The organism is Acidovorax sp. FHTAMBA, assembly GCF_038958875.1.
Classification (GTDB): domain Bacteria; phylum Pseudomonadota; class Gammaproteobacteria; order Burkholderiales; family Burkholderiaceae_C; genus Acidovorax.
Genome location: NZ_CP152407.1, coordinates 2107063 through 2125311, shown reverse-complemented (window position 1 = coordinate 2125311; position 18249 = coordinate 2107063). Strand labels below are relative to the sequence as shown.

The 18249-nt window shown below is 62.4% G+C and carries 15 protein-coding genes and 3 tRNA genes; 4 read left to right on the top strand and 14 right to left on the bottom strand.

Going from position 1 to position 18249, the window contains the following annotated elements; all coding sequences use genetic code 11:
- Nucleotides 1–111 precede the first annotated feature (111 nt).
- Nucleotides 112–594 carry a hypothetical protein gene (locus tag AAFF19_RS09995; RefSeq protein WP_008906202.1) on the bottom strand — a complete coding sequence of 161 codons (483 nt, stop codon included), beginning with the start codon at nucleotides 592–594 and terminating at the stop codon, nucleotides 112–114.
- 189 nt (nucleotides 595–783) lie between these two features.
- Nucleotides 784–2778, bottom strand: a complete 1995-nt coding sequence (gene acs / locus AAFF19_RS09990) for an acetate--CoA ligase (RefSeq protein WP_342721734.1) — start codon at nucleotides 2776–2778, stop codon at nucleotides 784–786.
- A gap of 224 nt (nucleotides 2779–3002) precedes the next feature.
- On the opposite strand from acs, the gene AAFF19_RS09985 reads away from it, so the two are divergent.
- Both AAFF19_RS09985 and AAFF19_RS09980 read left to right on the top strand, forming a co-directional pair.
- The gene (locus AAFF19_RS09985; RefSeq protein ID WP_034695101.1) at nucleotides 3003–3578 is read left to right on the top strand and encodes a TIGR00645 family protein; all 576 of its coding nucleotides are present in this window, start codon (nucleotides 3003–3005) and stop codon (nucleotides 3576–3578) included.
- A 115-nt stretch (nucleotides 3579–3693) separates the two neighbouring features.
- Nucleotides 3694–4479, top strand: coding sequence for a Crp/Fnr family transcriptional regulator (locus AAFF19_RS09980; RefSeq protein ID WP_008906205.1), 786 nt, complete (start codon nucleotides 3694–3696; stop codon nucleotides 4477–4479).
- 126 nt (nucleotides 4480–4605) lie between these two features.
- On the opposite strand, the gene AAFF19_RS09975 is transcribed toward AAFF19_RS09980, so the two are convergent.
- Both AAFF19_RS09975 and fumC read right to left on the bottom strand, forming a co-directional pair.
- Nucleotides 4606–5571, bottom strand: coding sequence for an IS30 family transposase (locus tag AAFF19_RS09975; RefSeq protein WP_342721581.1), 966 nt, complete (start codon nucleotides 5569–5571; stop codon nucleotides 4606–4608).
- Nucleotides 5572–5717: 146 nt separating this feature from the next.
- Entirely contained in the window at nucleotides 5718–7127 is a 1410-nt protein-coding gene (gene fumC / locus AAFF19_RS09970) for a class II fumarate hydratase (RefSeq protein ID WP_342721733.1), read from the bottom strand.
- Nucleotides 7128–7297: 170 nt separating this feature from the next.
- On the opposite strand from fumC, the gene AAFF19_RS09965 reads away from it, so the two are divergent.
- Together AAFF19_RS09965 and AAFF19_RS09960 are read left to right on the top strand one after the other, a co-directional pair.
- The gene (locus AAFF19_RS09965; protein ID WP_342721732.1) at nucleotides 7298–8854 is read left to right on the top strand and encodes a fumarate hydratase; all 1557 of its coding nucleotides are present in this window, start codon (nucleotides 7298–7300) and stop codon (nucleotides 8852–8854) included.
- A gap of 102 nt (nucleotides 8855–8956) precedes the next feature.
- Nucleotides 8957–9829 (top strand): glutamate racemase, encoded by an 873-nt coding sequence (locus AAFF19_RS09960; RefSeq protein WP_342721731.1) that lies wholly within the window; start codon nucleotides 8957–8959, stop codon nucleotides 9827–9829.
- A 64-nt stretch (nucleotides 9830–9893) separates the two neighbouring features.
- Here AAFF19_RS09960 and AAFF19_RS09955 read toward each other — a convergent pair whose 3' ends face one another.
- The 10 genes from AAFF19_RS09955 to AAFF19_RS09910 all read right to left on the bottom strand — a co-directional run bounded on the left by AAFF19_RS09955 (nucleotide 9894) and on the right by AAFF19_RS09910 (nucleotide 18204).
- A complete protein-coding gene (locus AAFF19_RS09955; RefSeq protein WP_342721730.1) occupies nucleotides 9894–11135 on the bottom strand; it encodes an ISL3 family transposase in 1242 nt (413 codons plus the stop codon).
- Nucleotides 11136–11282: 147 nt separating this feature from the next.
- Entirely contained in the window at nucleotides 11283–11819 is a 537-nt protein-coding gene (locus AAFF19_RS09950) for a M48 family metallopeptidase (RefSeq protein WP_342721729.1), read from the bottom strand.
- A gap of 167 nt (nucleotides 11820–11986) precedes the next feature.
- On the bottom strand, nucleotides 11987–12625 hold the full coding sequence (locus AAFF19_RS09945; RefSeq protein ID WP_034695104.1) for a DUF6806 family protein: 639 nt from the start codon (nucleotides 12623–12625) through the stop codon (nucleotides 11987–11989).
- A 13-nt stretch (nucleotides 12626–12638) separates the two neighbouring features.
- Nucleotides 12639–12731 (bottom strand) — tRNA-Leu (locus tag AAFF19_RS09940).
- Nucleotides 12732–12887: 156 nt separating this feature from the next.
- Nucleotides 12888–12963, bottom strand: a tRNA-Gly gene (locus AAFF19_RS09935).
- A 172-nt stretch (nucleotides 12964–13135) separates the two neighbouring features.
- Nucleotides 13136–13209, bottom strand: a tRNA-Cys gene (locus tag AAFF19_RS09930).
- A gap of 294 nt (nucleotides 13210–13503) precedes the next feature.
- Entirely contained in the window at nucleotides 13504–14400 is an 897-nt protein-coding gene (locus tag AAFF19_RS09925) for a LysR family transcriptional regulator (RefSeq protein ID WP_038201712.1), read from the bottom strand.
- Between the two features lie 535 nt (nucleotides 14401–14935).
- Nucleotides 14936–16108, bottom strand: a complete 1173-nt coding sequence (locus AAFF19_RS09920) for an ABC transporter substrate-binding protein (RefSeq protein ID WP_245610636.1) — start codon at nucleotides 16106–16108, stop codon at nucleotides 14936–14938.
- Between the two features lie 133 nt (nucleotides 16109–16241).
- The gene (locus AAFF19_RS09915; protein WP_038201707.1) at nucleotides 16242–17231 is read right to left on the bottom strand and encodes a tripartite tricarboxylate transporter substrate-binding protein; all 990 of its coding nucleotides are present in this window, start codon (nucleotides 17229–17231) and stop codon (nucleotides 16242–16244) included.
- A gap of 19 nt (nucleotides 17232–17250) precedes the next feature.
- On the bottom strand, nucleotides 17251–18204 hold the full coding sequence (locus tag AAFF19_RS09910; RefSeq protein ID WP_038201704.1) for a fumarylacetoacetate hydrolase family protein: 954 nt from the start codon (nucleotides 18202–18204) through the stop codon (nucleotides 17251–17253).
- Between the last annotated feature and the right edge of the window lie 45 nt (nucleotides 18205–18249).

Genomic DNA, 18249 nt, shown 5'->3' with positions numbered 1-18249 from the left:
CCGCCCTGGTGGGCGGGCCGATTGGTCAATGGCCGCGCCACATACAGTGACGCGGCCATTTGCGTTTATGCCGCCAGATTTGCTGTCTGCTTCTGATCCCGCAGGCTGGCGTCAAACCCGGCGAAGCTCTGGTGAAGCGTCCATGCTGCGCGTGCGCAGCTGGTGCTCCAGCTGGCCCACATACGCGGCGGTGGCATTGTCAGACTCTGTGGCACGGGCAGCCAGGTGCGCCTCCAGCTCATCCAGCCGCGCCAGCACCGTGGCGTGCGCCTGTTGGTGCTGCGCATCCAGAAACGCACGCAACTCGGTAAAACGCGAGGCTTCCGCCTTGTCGGCAAGTTCGCGTTGGGCCTGCAGCTCTTTCGTGTGCCGGCGCGTTTCCATCAGCACCGAGCCCTGGAGCGCAAGCACATAAGCGATGAAAAACACCCCTAGCAGCGTGGTGAGGGCCAGCATGATGAGCCCCAGTGGCGCTTCAAATACCACCACGCCCAGAGACACGGTCGATGGAGTTGCCAGCGTAGCCCAGTTGAGTGCTGCAAGCGCGGCGATGGCGACGACTGTCAGCAGCAGGACGATGGAACGCAGATGCATGAAAATTCTCCTGTGGAAACCCACAGGCAGAACATTCTGCAAGCGGGCGCATGCAGGGTTGTACCGCACAGGGCGCCGGGCTAAGGCCAATGCGCCGCGATTTCAGTCCCTGTCCTACAGGATGACCGCTGGAGCTACCGCCCGGTTGCCCCCACCTCGCGGCCAGCGCGAGGGTGGGGGCTGGCCCGCTCAGTTGGGCTTGGACAACTGGTCCAGAATGGCCGGATTCTCCAGCGTGCTGGTGTCCTGTGTGATGGCCTCGCCCTTGGCGATGCTGCGCAACAGCCGACGCATGATCTTGCCGCTGCGGGTCTTGGGCAGGTTGTCGCCGAAACGGATGTCCTTGGGTTTGGCGATGGGGCCGATTTCCTTGGCCACCCAGTTGCGCAGTTCGTTGGCAATCTGCTTGGCTTCTTCCCCGGTGGGGCGGGAGCGCTTGAGCACCACGAACGCACAGATGGCTTCGCCCGTCACATCGTCCGGACGCCCCACCACGGCGGCTTCGGCCACGAGGTCGGTCTTGGAGACCAGGGCAGACTCGATCTCCATCGTGCCCATGCGATGGCCCGACACGTTGAGCACATCGTCAATGCGGCCGGTGATGCGGAAATAGCCCCGGTCGGCGCTGCGCACGGCCCCGTCGCCGGCCAGGTAGTAGCCCCTGAGCTCTTCGGGGAAGTAACTCTTCTTGAAGCGCTCGGGGTCGTTCCAGATGGTCCGGATCATGCTGGGCCACGGCCGCTTGATGACCAGGATGCCGCCCGCGCCATGGGCGACGTCATTACCGGTTTCATCCACGATGGCGGCGGTAATACCGGGCAGCGGTAGCGTGCAGCTGCCAGGGACCAGGGGGGTGGCGCCCGGCAGCGGGGTGATCACATGGCCGCCCGTTTCAGTCTGCCAGAAGGTGTCCACGATGGGGCAGCGCTCGCCGCCCACGTTCCGGTGGTACCACATCCAGGCTTCGGGGTTGATGGGCTCGCCCACGCTGCCCAGAATGCGCAGGCTCGACAGGTCGGAGCGCGCCGGGTGCACTGCCGCGTCGGCCTCGGCAGCCTTGATGAGCGAGCGGATGGCCGTCGGTGCGGTGTAGAAGATCGTGCACTTGTGCTTCTCGATCATCTGCCAGAAACGGCCCGCATTCGGGAAGGTGGGGATGCCTTCAAACACGATCTGCGTGGCACCCGCGGCCAGGGGGCCATAGGCCACGTAGGTGTGGCCAGTGATCCAGCCAATGTCGGCCGTGCACCAGAAAACGTCGTCAGGGCGCAGGTCAAACGTCCAGTCCATCGTGAGCTTGGCCCACAGCAGATAGCCGCCCGTGCTGTGCTGCACGCCCTTGGGCTTGCCGGTAGAGCCGCTGGTGTACAGGATGAACAGCGGGTGCTCTGCCCCCACGGCCACGGGAGGGCAGTCGGTGCTCTGGCCTGCGAGGGCCTCGGTGAAGGTCTTGTCGCGCCCCGCGACCATGTTGCAGGCCGTGGGCGTGCGTTCATATACGAACACGTGGCGCAGGGTGTCACAGCCGCCGGTCGCCAGGGCTTCATCGATGATGGCCTTGAGCGGAAGCTCCTTGCCGCCTCGCATCTGGTAGTTGGCGGTGATCACGGCCACGGCACCGGCATCGATGATGCGCTCGTGCACCGCTTTGGCACTGAAGCCGCCAAACACCACGCTGTGCGTGGCGCCGATGCGGGCACAGGCCTGCATGGCCACTACGCCTTCGATGGTCATGGGCATGTAGATCAGCACCCGATCACCCTTGCCCACCCCGTGGGCCTTGAGCGCGTTGGCAAACTGGCTCACGCGCGCCAGCAGCTCCTTGTAGGTGATCCGTGTGACAGCGCCGTCGTCCGCCTCGAAGATGATGGCGGTCTTGTTCTCGGTGGGCGTGCCGATATGGCGGTCCAGGCAGTTGGCAGAAGCGTTGAGCTCGCCATCGGCAAACCACTGGTAGAACGGCGCGTTGGACTCATCCAGCGTGCGCGTGAAGGGCTTGGTCCACTGCACGTTTTCGCGCGCCAGGCGTGCCCAGAAGCCCTCGAAGTCCTTGTCGGCCTCGGCACACAGCGCCTCGTAGCCCGCCATGCCGGACACGCGGGCGGCCTTGACGACCGCATCGGAAGGCGGGAACACGCGGTTCTCAACCAGTACGGATTCGATCGCAGATGATGGCGCACTCATGGTGTTGTCTCCTGGGTCTGATGGAATTGGAATTGGGCGGTACTGTCGGACGCAGCACTTACAAGCCACTGACTGGCACGAAGCTTACAGAATACGGGACCGCCGCCACGGGGAATGCACAAGGCTCCAGGGGTTGCCAGGCCGGGCGCCTAAAATCGCGCGTCCCAGCAGCCCCTCCCCCCCATTTCATGTCACTTCCCAAAAACCCCGCCACCCCCTCCCCCATGCGCCCACTGCCCTCGTTGATTTTTGCCAGCCGATGGCTGCAACTGCCCCTGTACCTGGGCCTGATTCTGGCGCAGGCGGTGTACGTCTTCCACTTCTGGGTAGAGCTGGTGCACCTGATCGAGGCGGCCTTTGGCAACACCGATGCGCTCAAGCTGCTGGTGTCCAGCATCGGCTACAAGAGCGATTTCGAGGTGACCTCGCTCAACGAGACCATCATCATGCTGGTGGTGCTGGCGCTGATCGACGTGGTGATGATCTCCAACCTGCTGATCATGGTGATCGTGGGCGGCTACGAAACCTTCGTCTCGCGTCTGCACCTGGAAGACCACCCCGACCAGCCCGAATGGCTGAGCCACGTGAATGCGTCGGTGCTCAAGGTCAAGCTGGCCACCGCCATCATTGGCATCAGCTCGATCCACCTGCTCAAGACCTTTATCAACGCTGCCAACTACGACCTCAAGGTTCTGATGTGGCAAACCATCATCCACGTGGTGTTCCTGCTGAGCGCGCTGGCCATTGCACTCACTGACCGGCTCATGACGCACACGCCGCCCCCGGGCCCGAGCCACTGATCACGGGCGAGTACCGCCGTGACGGCCGCTTGGGTAAACTCGCAGCCCTGCCCGCCCTGCCCTGACGCACATTGCTGCAGCTGCATGGTGCGAAGGCCCCTGAGAGCGCCCGACCATGCCCCCCAACCCTAGCCCCGAGCCTCCTGACCACGAGACGGACCGCAGTCCGCAGCGGCCCTTTCTGAGCCCGCAGGAGCGCGAAGCGATCAACCGTGGACGCTGGTTTGCCGCGCTCACGCCCTCGCTGCGGCACGACATCTTCCGGCTGGGCCGGGTCACCCGCTACACACACGGCCAGCTCATCGTGGAGCAGGGTGAGCTGGCGCAAGACTGGTTCAGCTGCGCCAGCGGCGCGATAAGGTTCCGGCGTACCACCCCATCGGGCAAACAGGTAACGCTTGCCTACGTGGAGCCAGGCATCTGGGTGGGCGAGGCCGAAGTGCTGCACCGCGGCCCGAACACCTACGACGCGCATGCCCATGGACCCACCACGGTGCTGAGCGTGGCGGAGGGCGTGTTCCGCCAGCTGCTGCGCCAGCACCCTGAATTCGGGGAAGCCCTGCTCACCCTTCAGGCACGGCGGATGCGTTACCTGTACTGGATGATGGAAGACATGGCCACGCTGCCCCTGCGCGCGCGGCTGGCCAAACAGCTGCTGCACGTGCTGCGCCGCTTTGGCGAACGCGCTGCCGTGCCAGGCCAGCGCGGCCCCATCGGGCTGTCGCTGGTGCAGGACGAGCTGGCCCAGTTGCTCGGTGGCTCCCGCCAACGCATCAACGTGGAGCTCAAGTGGATGGAGCGCGAAGGCATCATCGGCATTCACCAGCGCAACATCGTGGTGTACCAGCAGGACCAGCTGGAAGCGCTTGCCCAGCAGGAGGGCCCTGACGGCCGCAGCTAGGCGGGTGCTGCGCGGTCCCGGCACCGCGAAACAGACGCCTCTTCAAAAATGATAGCTACCTGCGCTTTACTGACAAGCGCTAGAGCCCTATTTTCACGCAGATTCAACTACAAAGTGCACCGAATTTCAGTGTAACGGACGAATCTTCAAGCCCATGAACACCTCGTGGGGAGTGCGGTAGTTGAGGCACTTGCGGGGTCGGTGGTTGAGCCGGTAGAGCGCATCGTCAACTTCGTGCTGCGAGACCCGGCGCAGGTTGGTGCACTTGGGGAAATACTGGCGTAACAGGCCATTGGTGTTCTCGTTGAGCCCACGCTCCCATGAGTGGTAGGGATGCGCGAAGTACACATCCGCCCCCAGACTGGCGGCGATGAATGCATGCTCAGCAAACTCCTTGCCATTGTCGAACGTGATCGTTTCGCACAGGTGTTTGTGAGGTCGCAGCAGTGCGATCACAGCCTCGGTCACCCCTGCGCTGTGGCGCGAGTCCAGTTGCTGCGCCAGTGTGTAGCGGGACTTGCGCTCCACCAAGGTCACCAGTACCCCTTGGTGGCCCTTGCCGACCACGGTGTCACCCTCCCAGTCACCTATGCGGCTGCGTGCGTCAACGATGGCGGGGCGCTGCTCTATGCAGAGCCGATCTTTGAGTGTGCCGCGCCGCTCTTGTCCGCTGCCGTAGCGCTTGCGTCGCACCTTCTGGCAGCGCAGGTGTTTGATCAGCTCACCGCCTTTGCGTTTGTCGTCATAGATGTGCTGGTAGATGCATTCGTGGCTGATGGTCAGCACGCCCTCCAGCCGCAGCCGTCCGCTGACCTGCTCGGGAGAGAGCTCAAGGCGCAGATAGCGGTGCACCTGGCTCCACTGCTGCGCATTGAACTGGCGTGCATTGCGCCGTGCCCTTTGGCGGGCACGGGCTCGCTCATGAGCGCGGGCGGGTTTGTAGCCTTGGGCTCCAGCGTTGCGATTGAGCTCGCGGGTGATGGTCGAGCGGCTTCGATTGAGCTGTGCGGCTATCACTGCCAAGCTTATGTTTTGACGACGCAGTGCGTGGATTTGGTATCGTTCTTCTCGGGTCAAGTGGGTATAGGTCATGGTGCAACGTTTGGGACTGGCTGGTCACAAAAATGCATCCTATGCACTCTTGGCCCAACTCGGTTTACTTGCGTTGCACTTCGTACTTGAATCCGCCTCATCAAAATCTCTGCCTTGCCAGATCGTGGCAACGGCACAGGGGCAGGTCAAGGCCCCACCATCTGGCCCGGCACCACCCACTGGTCAAATTGCTCCGCCGTGACATGTCCCGAGGCGATGGCCGCTGCGCGCAGGCTGGTGCCTTCCTTGTGCGCCTTCTTGGCAATGAAGGCCGCCTTGTCGTAGCCAATGTGGGGGTTCAGCGCCGTTACCAGCATCAGCGACTGCTCCACCAGGTGGTTGATGCGCGCCTGATTGGGCTCGATGCCCACGGCGCAGTGCTCGTTGAAGCTGGCCATGCCATCGGCCAACAGGCGCACGCTTTGCAGAAAGTTATGGATCACCATCGGGCGGAACACGTTCAGCTCGAAGTTGCCCGAGGCCCCGCCGATGTTGATGGCCACGTCGTTGCCCAGCACCTGCGCGCATAGCATGGTCAGCGCCTCGCACTGTGTGGGGTTGACCTTGCCCGGCATGATGGACGAGCCCGGCTCGTTCTCGGGGATGGTGATCTCGCCCAGCCCGCTGCGCGGGCCGCTGGCCAGCCAGCGCACATCGTTCGCAATCTTCATCAGGCTGGCCGCCAGCGTCTTGAGCGCACCATGGGCATGCACCAGCGCATCGCAGCTGGCCAGCGCCTCGAACTTGTTGGGGGCGGTGACCAGCGGCAGGCCGGTGAGGTCGGCCAGTTCTTTCGCTACCGCCTGGGCATAACCGGCGGGGGCGTTGAGCCCGGTGCCCACGGCCGTGCCGCCCAGGGCCAGTTCGCACAGGTGCGGCAGCGCGGCGCGCACATGCCGCTCGCCATGCTGCAGCTGCGCCACCCAGCCCGAGATCTCCTGGCCCAAGGTCAGCGGCGTGGCGTCCTGCAGGTGCGTGCGGCCAATCTTCACGATGCCGGCAAAGGCCTCGGCCTTGGCCGCCAGCGTGGTGCGCAGGCCGTGCAGCGCGGGCAGCAGGCGGTGCATCAGCGCGTCCACCGCCGCCAGGTGCATGGCGGTGGGGAACACATCGTTGCTCGACTGGCTCCGGTTCACCTCGTCGTTGGGGTGCACCAAGCGCGCCTCGCCGCGCGGGCCACCCAGCAGCTCGCTCGCGCGGTTGGCCAGCACCTCATTCATGTTCATGTTGGTCTGCGTGCCCGAACCGGTCTGCCACACCACCAGCGGGAACTCCTGCAGGTGACCACCTTCGATCACCTCGTCTGCCGCCGCCACGATGGCCGTGGTCTTGGCCGCATCGAGCAGGCCCAGCGCGTTGTTCACATAGGCGCTGGCCCGCTTGACCTGGGCCAGCGCGCGGATCAGCTCGGGCGCCATATGCTCGCCCGAGATAGCAAAGTGGTGCAGCGAGCGCTGCGTCTGTGCCCCCCACAATCGTTCGGCTGGCACTTCGATGGGGCCGAAGGTATCTTTTTCGATGCGGACTGCGGGTGGGGCGGGTGTGGAAGTCTTCACGGGTGGGCCTTGCCGCTCAGCGAGCGAATGGGAGTGGAACGAAACACCAGACCGCAGCATACCCACCCCAGGCCACGGCGCCCTACCACCCCTCTTCTCCCCCGACAGGCCCGCGCAAGCCCGGCAAGGGATAATTAGGGGTTCGCGTTTTCCCTTAAAACCCCACCGCCATGACCACGACGACCATTCGCCAAGAAGACCTGATCGAATCCATTGCCGGCGCACTGCAGTACATCAGCTACTACCACCCCACCGACTACATCGCCCACCTGGCCCGCGCCTACGAGCGCGAAAAAAGCCCGGCGGCCAAGGATGCGATCGCCCAGATCCTCACCAACAGCAAGATGAGCGCCACCGGCCAGCGCCCCATCTGCCAGGACACCGGCATCGTCAACGTCTTCCTGAAAGTGGGCATGGACGTGCGCTGGGAAGGTTTTACCGGCAGCCTGGACGACGCCATCAACGAAGGCGTGCGCCGTGGCTACAACCACCCCGACAACACCCTGCGCGCCTCGGTCGTGGCCGACCCGCAGTTCGCCCGTAAGAACACCAAGGACAACACCCCCGCCGTGATCTTCACCGAGATCGTGCCCGGCAACACCGTGGACATCACTGTGGCAGCCAAGGGCGGCGGCTCGGAGAACAAGTCCAAGATGTACATGCTCAACCCCGGCGACAACGTGGTGGACTGGGTGCTCAAGACCGTGCCCACCATGGGCGCGGGCTGGTGCCCGCCCGGCATGCTGGGCATCGGCATTGGCGGCACGGCCGAAAAGGCGGTGCTGATGGCCAAGGAAAGCCTGATGGACGACCTGGACATGTACGAACTGCAGGCCAAGCAAGCCAGCGGGGCCGAACTCGACAATGTCGAAAAGCTGCGCCTGGAGCTGTTTGAAAAGGTCAACGCCCTGGGCATCGGTGCACAGGGCCTGGGCGGCCTGACCACGGTGCTGGACGTCAAGATCAAGATGTACCCCACACACGCGGCCAGCAAGCCGATTGCGATGATCCCCAACTGCGCCGCCACACGCCACGCGCACTTCGTGATGGACGGCTCGGGCCCCGTGTACCTCACGCCCCCGAGCCTGGACCTGTGGCCCAACGTGGACTGGGCGCCCGACTACAACAAGAGCAAGAAGGTCAACCTCGACACGCTGACCAAGGAAGAAGTCGCCAGCTGGAAGCCCGGCGACACGCTGCTGCTCAACGGCAAGATGCTGACCGGCCGCGACGCCGCGCACAAGCGCATTCAGGACATGCTGGCCAAGGGCGAGAAGCTGCCTGTGGACTTCACCAACCGCGTCATCTACTACGTGGGCCCTGTGGACCCCGTGAAGGGCGAGGCCGTGGGCCCTGCTGGCCCCACCACCGCCACACGCATGGACGGCTTCACCGAGATGATGCTGGAGCAGACCGGCCTGATCGCCATGATCGGCAAGGCCGAGCGCGGCCCGGTTGCGATTGAGTCCATCAAGAACCATAAGAGCGCCTACCTGATGGCCGTGGGCGGCGCTGCCTACCTGGTGAGCAAGGCCATCAAGACCGCCAAGGTCGTCGGCTTTGAGGACCTGGGCATGGAAGCGATCTACGAGTTCGACGTGGTGGACATGCCCGTGACCGTGGCCGTGGACGCCGGTGGCACCAGCGCCCACATCACCGGGCCCGCCGAATGGCAAAAGCGCATCGCCACGGGCGAATTCAAGGGCATCGGCGTCGCCGCGGCCTGATCCTGCCAATGCCGGCCCGAGCGGTTGGGGAGCGCGCTGGCGCCTGCCCCTTCCGCCCGGGTTCCCTCCCGACTTCTCTCCCAGTCCGGTTTGACAACATCCATGTCCGAGGCACGGCAACTTCCCATCGGCGTATTTGACAGCGGCGTGGGCGGCCTGAGCGTGCTGCGCGCCCTGCGTGCCGCACTGCCCCATGAGCGTTTTGTGTACCTGGCCGACAGTGCCCACGCGCCGTACGGCGAGCGCGGCGACGCCTATGTGGGTGCCCGCACCCACGCCATCACACAGTATTTGCTCGAGCAGCACCACATCAAGGCTCTGGTGGTGGCCTGCAACACCGCCACGGCCGCAGCCATCCATGAGGTGCGCAGCCGCTACCCCGCCCTGCCCTTGGTCGGCCTGGAGCCCGCCATCAAGCCCGCCCTGGCGGTGACCCGCACGGGGCGCGTGGGAGTCATCGGAACGCGAGGCACGCTCACCAGCGCCAAGTTCGACAAGCTGCTGGGCTCGCTGGCCGGCCAGGCGGAGTTTGTGGTGCAGCCCTGTGATGGCCTGGCGCACGCCATCGAGCGCAGCGTGGCGCAACCCGAACCCTCGCCCGGCACCCCGGTGGGCGCTACGGAAACAGGCGCCCTGTGCGCACGCTACATCGGGGCGATGGGCGATTTCGGCACAGCACCCGGGCAGATCGACACGCTGGTGCTGGGGTGCACCCACTACATCTTTGTGGCGCACGAGCTGCGGGCGCTGGCAGGCCCCGAGGTGCAGTTCATCGAGACCGGTGAACCCGTGGCACGGCAAACGCGGCGCCTGCTGGAGACGGCAGGCCTGCTGGCCGCGCCCAATGGCGATCAGGCCAAGGAGGCCCCGCACACCCGCCTGCTGACGACCGGGCCGGTGGCCATGCTTCAGGCCGCTGCGCAGCGCTGGCTCGGTCTGCCCGCAGACTGTTGTGAGACCGTATCCGTGCCCTGATCAGGCATCTTTTAGGCTCTCTTCCGTTTCGGGTGGAACCCCACATCCCCCACCGGGACCATGGTCAGGCCCTTGCCTTTTGCAAAGGATTGCCCGGCAAGTGAGTGAGCTTGCCAGCGATCAGGAACGCCATGGCTACGAAGTGCTCGGTGGTTGCATAGCCACGCGCCTTGGCCTTGCTCGCTTGCAGTAGCGAGTTCACCGCCTCCACATAGCCAGTATGCAGATGGGAGGCATCAAACGCTTTGAGTATTCCCGCCCAGTGTTGCTTGATTGTCTTGGCCAATTCCTTGAATGGCTGCAGGCGGCTGCGTTGCGCCCAGTGCAGCCATTTCTTGAGGGCCTGCGCACTGCGAGCTGCATCTGCGTGTGAATCCCTGTAGATATCGCGCAGCCCTTCCTTCATCCGCCACGCCCTGGCGGTCTTCAATCGGGTGTGGGGCAGCCAATCCATCTTGGCCTGCTCTTTGTCCGACCACCTGGCTTTGTCTTTGAGCCAGCACCAGCGGGTCTTCTTGAGCCAGCGCTCGCCCCTGGCCTCTTCGCGCCGCACAGCGTCCACTGCCCGGTTGGCCATCTGCACCACATGGAATCCGTCGAAGGCAATGGCCGCCTGGGGCAAGTGCTGGCCAACACCTGCGATGAAGGCCTTGGACATGTCCATGCACACCACCTGGATGGCCTGCGTCTGACCTTGGTGGCTCTTGAAGTCCTCGGTAAACCTTTGCACCGTGCTGGCATCCTTGCCGGGCGTGGCGTAGATCAGGCGCGCCCGCTGCAGGTCGTGCACCAGGGTGATGTAGCTGTGGCCTTTGGCGCAGCTGGTCTCATCGATGCCAATGACCGCCACATCCGCATAGCTCTCCTTGGCCCGTGCCAAGCTGACATGGGCATCGATCTGGCGCCACAAGGCGTTGTCCGCGCAGCGCAGAATGCGCCCACACGCGGCCACCGGCATCTCGCGGGCCAGCGTGAGGGCCAAGGCCTCGAACATGAGCGTAAAGCGGCTGCCCTCTCGCGCCCAGGGCACGTTCAGCTGGGCAGTAGATCCGCAGGCGCTACACGACACCCGAGGCAGCGCGCAGTGCACGTAGGCTTCAAACTGAAAGAAATCCAGATGTCGCCAGCTGCGCTGGCGGTGGTCATGCAGCTTCTGCTGGGCAGCTTCGCAAACGGGGCAGGTTGCATGGCCTGATTGCCAGACCACGTACAGGTCGATACGGCTGCGCTCCAAGTCCAGTGCAACTCGCTCTACCGCCCAGGGGGCGGCCAGCCCCAATGCCTGACAAAACAGTGCTTCTTGCATCGGGATGGCTCCTGTTTAACGGGTGTCAAGGGATTTATTTGAACTGTAGCGTTCCACCCGAAACGGAAGAGAGCCATCTTTTAAGGCTCCAGCGCTTTACCAGAAAGCGCGAGCAGCTATAAAAATCGTAGTATTCAATACGATTGCTCAGGCCGACCCTGAATCTGGAGCCGCGTTCCACAGCCGCTCGCCGGCATGCTCCACATGGGTGAGGTACAGGCGCAGGTCGAACTCGTATTGGTGGTACTGCGGCTCCATGTGCGCGCACAGCTGGTAAAAGGCCTTGCCGTGGTCCTTCTCGCGCAGATGGGCCAGCTCGTGGACCACAATCATGCGCAGAAATTCTTCCGGCGCCTGCTTGAACATCGAGGCGATCCGGATCTCATGCTTGGCCGCCAGCCGGTTGCCCTGCACGCGCGAGACCGTCGTGTGCAACCCCAAGGCATGGCGCACCACGTGGATCTTGTTGTCAAAAAGGACCTTGTTGACCGTGCCCGCATTGCGCAGGTAACGCGCCTTGAGTTCCTGCGCGTAGTCATACAGCGCCTTGTCACTGCGCACAGCGTGGGCCTGGGGGTACTTGCGCTGCAGCATGACCCCGAGCCGCCCCTGCGCCAGCAGATCACGCGCCTGTTCCTGCAAAGCGGCAGGATAGGAGCGCAGATAGGGCAGGTCAGAGGTCATGGCAAACGGTGTCGGGGCTGATAGAGCACCGAGCACGGCCCAGGTGAGGCCGGACGCCAGTGCGCAGGCACGCGGTCATTGCCGGTGTGGTGCTCAAAAACTTCACTGAGGCGCACGCAGGGCACGCGGAAACCCGCTCGGGCGCACCTGCACGTCGGCTCAAGGAATCAGTGCAGGTGGCGCGGACGGCGGCCGCCTCCACCACCATGGCCGCTCCCGGAGGAGCCCCCTCCAGGACCGCGCGGCGGCTTGCCGATCTCCAGCGAGTTCACCAGCGCGTCAAATCGCAGGCTGAAAAGCTTGTCGATCTCGGCCACCACACCGCCCAGTTCGGCGCCATCGAAGTGACGCTCCATCATGTTCACAACGTCCTGCACCAGGAGATCACGCTGCACCTGCATGATGGCCGCGGGCGTCGGGCCCACAAAGAGCATGAGGAAGTCGTCACGCGACTCCGCGCCCTGCTCTTCCTCGTCTTCATCGAAATCGGCGTCGTAGAACGTGACCTCGATGGCAGCACCGTGCTCGGCCAGCTCGTTGAGGCTCATGCACATTTCATCCAGCACCTGGCGAAAGTCCTCATCACCGCGGACCGTCCAGCACATCTGCAACAGGTGTTCCTGGGCGTCGAACTTGATGCCCGGCTCTTCTTCGTAAGCACTGGCCGCGCCATCGGCCAGCGAACGGGCTCCCGCGTACTTCCACAAGGGTTTGAGCGCCTCCTGGAGCTGGTCGAAGCTCGCATCAGCGCGCAACTGGACTTGTCCGTGGACGTGGATTTCGAAGGGAGCGTTGTAACTTGACATGATTGAATCTTCGTGGTGCCCCGAGCCGGGGTCGAACCGGCACGCCCCTTTTCAGGAAAGCGGCGGATTTTAAGTCCGCAGTGTCTACCAATTTCACCATCGGGGCGCCGGCTGCTGAGCGCACACCTGCGTCGCAGCGTAACCCGGGCAGCGCATGCGCGCAATGCCCTGTCGCATCTCTCGTCACAGGGCTGCCGCCCTGCCGGGCCACTTGCCTCGCAACACCAAGAAAAAAGGGAAGCCGAAGCTTCCCTTACATATTTGGAGCGGGAAAAGAGTCTCGAACTCTCGACCTCAACCTTGGCAAGGTTGCGCTCTACCAACTGAGCTATTCCCGCATTTGCCAACTGACTATGTTGCTTTCAGCAGCACCGATCAGCTAGCCTCTCATTATATCGATATTTTTCGCTCTATCCGATTGCAGACCAAAAAATCACCAACTTTTCTTCAACAGCTTCCTGGCCGCGACGATCCGCAAGGATCTTCAAAAGTCAGAAGGCAAACCGTATCTGGAGGCGCGGTCCGGAGTCGAACCGGACTAACCGGATTTGCAATCCGGGGCATAACCGCTTTGCTACCGCGCCAGCAATCCACACTTCTCTGACGAAAAAGGGAAGCAACTGCTTCCCTTTTTCTGGAAATTTGGAGCGGGAAAAGAGACCTGAATCCCCGCTCTAACTCCTTGACAACACTGGACTTTTTTCTTGTCCGGCGCCGTCGATGTACTAAATTATGTACTACTTCAAAAAGGTTGGCCACCGGTGCCAAGTCTTTGATTCTACACCAAACCAAGAAGCGCCACCAATGTCTGCTTACCCCATCCCTCCAAAGCAGAGAGAGGACCTGCCCAGCTAACGCCCAAGGCCACCTACAACAACTCACGGCCCCGTGCGTGCAGCCATAGCTGCTATCCGCTCCATGAAGCGCTTCACTGGCTCCGTGGGGTCGCCTTGCCGACGCAGCAGGTAGGTGGTTAGTGTGGGCGGCACGCCAACCAGCGGGCGGACAGCGATGTCCGCCCGCTGCAATGCCTGCACCTGCGAGGCGATGGCGAAGCCGATGCCATAGCCCGCTCCGACCAAGGTCAGCATCACACCCAAACTGGTCACGTGGTCGACCACCTTGAGCGCGACGGACGCGCCTTCGAGCGCGGACTGGATCTGATGGTAACAGCCGGAGGCCGCTTCAGGATGACACAGCACCAGCGGGAACTTAAGCGCATCGTCCAGCTTGACGTGGCCATGGGCCAGCAACGGGTGGCGCGCCGGCACGATCACCGACAAGGGATCAGTCCACACCGCTTCGGCGAGCAGCCCGTCGTTGACCGCATTCGAGAGCGCAAAGCCGATGTCCAACAGGTCGTTGTGCAAGCCCTTGAGCTGTTGTGCGAAGGGCATCTCGAAGACGCGAATCTCCAGCTCAGGCTCGTCCTCGCGGCTGCGCGCGAGCAAAGATGCGATACGCGGCTGCGCTAGGCTGTCACAGATGCCGATGCGTAGATACCCTTGGTAGCCCTGCGCCGCTGCTTTCGCGCTCTTGACTGCCTGCTCCACTGTCGCCAGCACGCGGCGGCATTCGCCCAGGAATACTTGGCCGGCCCAAGTCAGCCGCGTCTGGCGGGTGCTGCGATCGAACAACTGCACACCCAACGAACCCTCAAGATCGCGCATGGCACGTGACACGGGCGACTGCTCGATGCCCAAGCGCTCGGCCGCGCGTCCAAGATGCAATTCCTCCGCGACAGCAACGAAGTAGCGTAGTAGTCTGAAGTCCATGGCTGCGTAGATGCGGATATAGCCCAGTCGAATCCCGTTAACCTGCGGCGCGCGAAAGCAATCTGCACCCAAGAAGTTGCGCTTTTTAGTGCGCGCCGAGCCTCTGAGTCCTGCCTCTCAAACAGTACGAAGCGTCCGAGCGCGTAGCTCGCCCGAATGCTGACTGCTCAGCGTCGCCCTACCCGCGCCATTGGTGCCGCTGCCACCCTGTATAACCATCACAATCAACTCATCTGACATCATCCAGGCCATACTTCTGGGTGAGGCGTATGGATTGAGGCTAGCGAACAGCAGACCCGCCGGCCCACAGACCATGGCAGGCAGCGCATAGGCCACAATCTGGTGGGTGCAATACCAAGTCAATCGAGGCGACCAGCCAAGCTCCGTGCATGGCCATTTCGAAGAACGACTGCCGCATGTTGCCAACCGCCAGGTTGAGCCCAACGAGCGAAGGCGACACGACGTAGTAGACCCGCACCAACCCAGACAAACTCAACCCGAAGAAGTCGCTCACGCCGCTGATGGTCAACAAGGACTACTTCAAGGGGCACTGAGGCGCAAATGCATCTGCGTGGCCCTTGAGTATCCCCTCCGCCACCAACTTGAACTCCGTGCGCTGCCTATTACCTTCTTTCCAAATCTGAAAGACGTGGTAATCCTGCACGGGGTAGTTGTTCTTGCCAAACCGGAAATCACCGCGAACTGACTTGAACTGCGCCGTCGCAATGGCCTTGGCAAACGCCTTGCGGTTGTCAACCTTGCCATTGGCAGAGCGAATCGCTGCGTCCAGAAGCATTCCCGTGTCATAGCTGTACGCCGCAAAGGATGACGGCATGCGACCGTATTTTTTCTCGTATGCGGCGACGAACTGCTTCGACTGCGGGTTGTTCATGCCAGGCGTCCAGGCGTCGGCCACCAGAAGGCCGTTCGCAGCAGAACCCATAACATCGATCGCCGCGCCTTCCAAGGTGTTCGTTGTGTAGAGTGGCACCTTTCCAAGCAACCCCATTTGCTGGTACTGCCGCACAAAGCTGGGCGCAAGCCCACCGACATAGAACGCGAAAATGGCGTCAGGCTTGTTTGCGCTGACCTGAGTCAACTCAGCCGAGAAGTCCAACTGGTTCAATGGGGTGTACATCTCGTCGGAGATCTGTCCTTTATAAAAGCGCTTGAGACCGGCAATCTTGTCCTTACCTCCCACGAAGTTTGGCGTAAACGTCGAGATGCGTTTTAGCCCCTTGTCTTCCATGTACTTGCCCATTGCTTCGGCAGGGCCGTCGCTTTGCCAGGAAGTCACGAAGAGATTCGGCTTGCACTGCGCGCCAGCGGTTGGAGAAGGTCCGGCAACCGATCCGATAAATGGCACATCCGTGGCGCCGATCTTTCCTTGCAAAGCCATGAAGATATTGGCAAATGTCAGGCCGGTGACCACATCCACTTTGTCACGATCCAGCAGCTTGGTGACGGAAGCAATAGCGATTTCAGGTTTTAGCTGATCGTCTTCCTTTACTACGATTACCTTTTCCCCCCCTAACAAGCCTCCCAGTTGCTCAACCGCCAGATTGAACCCGTCCAGCTGGTCGATGCCATTTTCAGCCGAGGGGCCAGATAATGTGGCCAGGAATCCAATCTTCACATCTGCACTGGCGTGACCCATTGCCACCGCACCGAGGATGGCCATTGCCATTTTCATGGTCGTCTTAATCAAGAATTTCTCCTGGTATCTCTCGATTGTTTCAAACTTCAGTTGTCCGGCCCCGGGCAGGGCTTGATGGCTGATTGGGTTGACTCGCCGCCGTTCGCCTTGTGTGTCCTGGGGGACGTACACGGCGGTGCTGGGGTCATTCCTCCGCGGTGAATCCAGAAGCCTTGACGATGGGTCCCCAGCGTTCGATGTCGGCCTTGATGGTGGTGGTGAAACTAGCCGGGGTACTTTGCACGGTCTCCATGGCGATGCCTGCATAGCCTTCTCGCAATTCGGGTGTCTGCAATGCTGCGTTGATCCAGGTGGACGCCTTGGCGACGGTCTCAGGTGGGGTCTTGCCCGGCATGAAGACGCCCAGCCAGGATTCGACGACCATGTCGCGCAAGCCCGCTTCGAACAGCGTCGGCACCTCGGGCAGGAAACGACTGCGTTGCGTGCCGGTGGTTGCGAGCACGCGCACGCGTCCACTCTTGAGCTGGGGCAAGACCTCGCCGATGGGGTTAATGCTGACGGGGATCTGGCCTGCCATCAAGTCTTGCAGGGCGGGAGCTCCGCCCTTGTAGGGCACATGCAGCAGGTCCACGCCGATGGCCTTGGACAACATCAGGCCGGCGAAGTGGGACGCAGCACCCGCAGAAGTGGAGGCGAAAGAGGCTCGGGTCGGATTGGCCTTGCACCAAGAGACGAACTGCTGGACGTTGGTCACGCTGGCGGGCAGACCTGGACCGGCGGCAAGCGCATAGCCGGTCTTGGAGCACAGCGCGACCGGAGCGAAATCCTGCAGAGGGTTATAGCCCAGCTTGCGGAAACTGTGCGGGAAGATGGTCATCACGAAGTCCGGTGTGAACAGCATGTTCAAGCCGTCAGGCTCGGTGTTCCGCACAAACTCGGCGCCCAGACGGCCGGAGGCGCCAGCGCGGTTGTCGACCACCAGCCCGGCCGGGTATTCGTGGCGTATCTTGTCGACCGTCAGGCGAGCCACGGCGTCGGTGCCTCCGCCAGCGGGAAATGGCACCACCATATGCGCCAGCTTGTTGCTGGCTTGTGCGTGTGCCGATCGGTCAAAGATCAGGGGCAGGACGAAACTGGCAACTGCGGCTGAGAGAAAGGTGCGGCGAGGAATCATTGTGGCTCCTGATAGTTGCTTACACCAACCGGGTGTCTAGGTCACCCAAACCCTCGATCCAGACGCGCATTTCGTCGCCTTTCTTGAGGAACTCACCGACCTCGGCCCCGACCCCTGCGGGTGTGCCCGTCAGCAACACGTCGCCAGGGTTCAGGTCCACGCGGTGGCTGAGATACGAAATCTGTTCTGCGACGCTGTAGAGGTGGTTGGAAGTGTTCGAGTCCTGTCTAAGCACTCCGTTAAGCCAGAGCTTAATTCCCAGGCGCTCAGGAGACGGCACGAACTCGGCAGGCGTCAGGTAAGGCCCCATAGGGCACGAGCCGTTGAAGCATTTGTGGCCAATCCAGTCAAAGCGAAATGGCGAGCTCGGGTCAACAGTCTGGCGAATCATGTTGTCCCGCGCGGAGAGGTCATTGGCGCAGCTGTATGCCGCCACATATGAGAGCGCTTCATCGACCGGCACCCGCGAAGCGTGTCGTCCGATCACAACCGCCAGCTCGGCTTCCCAATCGAGGCGTTGGGTATGAGCAGGAAATGCAACCTCTCCGTGGTGAGGCGATAGCGTCGAGCGGCCCGCCTTAATAAAATGCCAAGGATCGACCCCTTCTGACTTGGGATCGAGGACCAGCTTCGCGCCGGTCGCTTTGGACATCGCCTCCACGTGATCGCGGTAGTTCGCACCCGCCGCATAGATCACCCCAGGATTCAACAACGGTGGAAGAAAGCGCACATGCGCAGCGTCCAATCGCTCCGCTGCAAAGCGCTCGGGTTGCGCAGCGATTCTTTCTGCCAGTGCGCTCAACTTGACGTGTGATGATGACCAGTCTTGCAGTAGGGCATCCAACGTCAAGACCGGTGCATCAATCCCATCGCTGACAATCTGGGCGCCTCCGAGTGAAAAGCTCGCGCCACTGACTACGATGCCGGCTTGAGGCCCCGTGGCCGACTGATAAGAAAACAATTGGTACTTCAAAGGAATTCCTTGAGGCGCGATTTCACGGATTAGCCTGATGGGCAG